This is a genomic window from Pseudomonas sp. SDO5522_S412 (genome assembly GCF_054071215.1).
Genome location: NZ_JBSVWQ010000409.1, coordinates 1 through 2,302 on the forward strand (window position 1 = coordinate 1; position 2,302 = coordinate 2,302).

The following is a 2,302-nucleotide window of genomic DNA, read 5'->3' on the forward strand; positions in this document are numbered from 1 at the left end:
AAAGCGGTGGGTCAGTTCATCAACTCGGTGGCTGGTACACCGCCTTCTCAAGCAAACCCGCCCCCACATTGGTATTGTGTTGCCTGAGGTTTTTTGTCTGGATGGAGAAACCATGCCCACTGAAGTTCGTCTCGCCCAAACTACCGATGCCGAGGGCATCAGCCAGGTCATCCTGGCGGCCCTGCATGACAGCAACGCCCGGGATTATCCGGCGGATGTGATTGCGCGGGTGGCGAGCAACTTTACTCCCGAGGCTGTCGTGGCGTTGCTCGCGCGTCGAACGGTGCTGGTGGCCATTCAGGATGAGGTGATCGTTGCCACGGCGGCACTTGACGCCAATGTGGTGCGCTCGGTCTTCGTCAATCCGGCGCTGCAAGGGCAGGGCATCGGGCGCTTGCTGATGATTGAAATCGAGCTGCGTGCCCGGGAAGCCGGGGTGACCTTGTTGCATGTGCCGTCTTCGCTGACGGCCGAGCCGTTCTACACCAAGCTGGGTTTCCACACGGTGCGCGATGTCTACCATGGCAATGAACGCACGCTGGTGATGGAGAAGGCGTTGTCATCCCGCCATCCCATCGGCGTCTATCGCGATCGGGCCCATCGGGCGCAGGTGGTGGCGTTGTGGCAGGCGGCGTTTGGTTATGACGCGGCGCATAACCTGCCGAGCCTGGCGATCGACAAGAAGCTGGCGGTCAACGATGGGTTGTTCTTCGTGGCCACCGACAAGAAGGCGGTGATCGGCACTATCCTCGCCGGCTACGACGGGCATCGTGGCTGGTTGTATTCAGTGGCGGTGCACAACGACTATCGCCGCCAGGGCCTGGGCGCCTCGTTGGTGCGGCATGCGGAGCAGGCGTTGACGGCGCTGGGTTGCATGAAGATCAACCTGCAGATCACCAGTGGCAATGACGCGGTGATGGGGTTTTATGAGGCGCTGGGTTATGGCGCGGAGCCGCGGATCAGCATGGGCAAGAAGATCCTGGAAAACATCCCGATGGATAAGGCCTGAAGCCCGGTTTTCCAAACGCTGGAAACCAAATGTGGGAGCGGGCTTGCTCGCGAATGCGGTGTATCAGTCAATAAATCTGTCGACTGACACTCCGTATTCGCGAGCAAGCCCGCTCCCACAGTTTGGTTTTGCAGTGTTGCTTAGACCTTGACGATCCAGCCCTCAGGCGCTTCGACGTCGCCGGACTGTACGCCAGTCAGCTCTTTGTAGAGCTTCTGGGTGACCGGGCCGACTTCTTTTTCGCTGTAGAACACGTGCAGCTTGTCTTTGTACTCGATGCCGCCGATCGGGGTGATCACGGCGGCGGTGCCGCAGGCGCCGGCTTCCTTGAAGTCCGACAGCTTGTCGATCAGCACGTCGCCTTCAACCACTTCCAGGCCCAGGCGCGATTTTGCCAGCTCGATCAGCGACAGGCGGGTGATGCCTGGCAACACCGACGGCGAGTTCGGGGTGACGAACTTGTTGTCGTGGGTGATCCCGAAGAAGTTGGCCGAGCCGACTTCTTCGATCTTCGAGTGGGTGGCCGGGTCGAGGTAGATGCAGTCGGCGAAGTTGGCTTTTTTCGCCAGGGAACCGGGCATCAGGCTGGCGGCGTAGTTGCCACCGACCTTGGCTGCGCCGGTGCCGTTGGGAGCCGCACGGTCGTAACCGGAGATCAGGAAGTTGTGCGGGGTCAGGCCGCCCTTGAAGTAGGCGCCGACCGGGATGCAGAAGATCGAGAAGATGAATTCCGGCGCGGTGCGCACGCCGATGTTGTCACCGGTGCCGATCACGAACGGGCGCAGGTACAGCGCGCCGCCGGTGCCGTACGGCGGGATGAACCGCTCGTTGGCGCGGACCACTTCCTTGCAGGCTTCGATGAAGGCGTCGGTCGGCACTTGTGGCATCAGCAGGCGGCCACAGCTGCGCTGCATGCGCGCGGCATTCTGGTCGGGGCGGAACAGGTTGATCGAACCGTCCTTGCAGCGGTAGGCCTTGAGGCCTTCAAAGCATTGCTGGCCGTAGTGCAGGGCGGTGGAGCCCTCGCTGATGTGCAGCACGTTGTCGTCGGTCAGGGTGCCTTTTTGCCACTCGCCGTCTTTCCAGGTCTGGAGGAAACGCTTGTCGGTCTTGATGTAGTCAAAACCCAGCTTGTCCCAATTGATGCTTTCGTTACCCATGACACCCTCTATCTTTTGTCAACCGCCTGGTCGAAGGCAGGCTTATGGTTTATTTCTGGATGGGCGCAACAATACTTCATTCTTGGCTTGTGTGGGAGCGGGCTTGCTCGCGAATGCGGCGTGTCATTCGATG

The 2,302-nt window shown here is 60.5% G+C and carries 2 protein-coding genes; one reads left to right on the forward strand and one right to left on the reverse strand.

Features of this window, described 5'->3' with window-relative positions:
* Positions 1 to 112 precede the first annotated feature (112 nt).
* Positions 113 to 1,009: a GNAT family acetyltransferase gene (locus ACW9I6_RS32100; RefSeq protein ID WP_008434482.1), complete on the forward strand. Its 897-nt coding sequence runs from the start codon at positions 113 to 115 to the stop codon at positions 1,007 to 1,009.
* 140 nt (positions 1,010 to 1,149) lie between these two features.
* Here the strand turns inward: ACW9I6_RS32100 and ACW9I6_RS32105 are convergent, their stop codons facing one another.
* The gene (locus tag ACW9I6_RS32105; RefSeq protein ID WP_003212864.1) at positions 1,150 to 2,169 is read right to left on the reverse strand and encodes a branched-chain amino acid aminotransferase; all 1,020 of its coding nucleotides are present in this window, start codon (positions 2,167 to 2,169) and stop codon (positions 1,150 to 1,152) included.
* Positions 2,170 to 2,302 lie beyond the last annotated feature (133 nt).

Bases quoted from the DNA above. Each gene is read 5' to 3' on its own strand.
- ACW9I6_RS32100 (WP_008434482.1), top strand. From the start codon at position 113: ATGCCCACTGAAGTTCGTCTCGCCCAAACTACCGATGCCGAGGGCATC.
- ACW9I6_RS32105 (WP_003212864.1), bottom strand. From the start codon at position 2,169: ATGGGTAACGAAAGCATCAATTGGGACAAGCTGGGTTTTGACTACATC.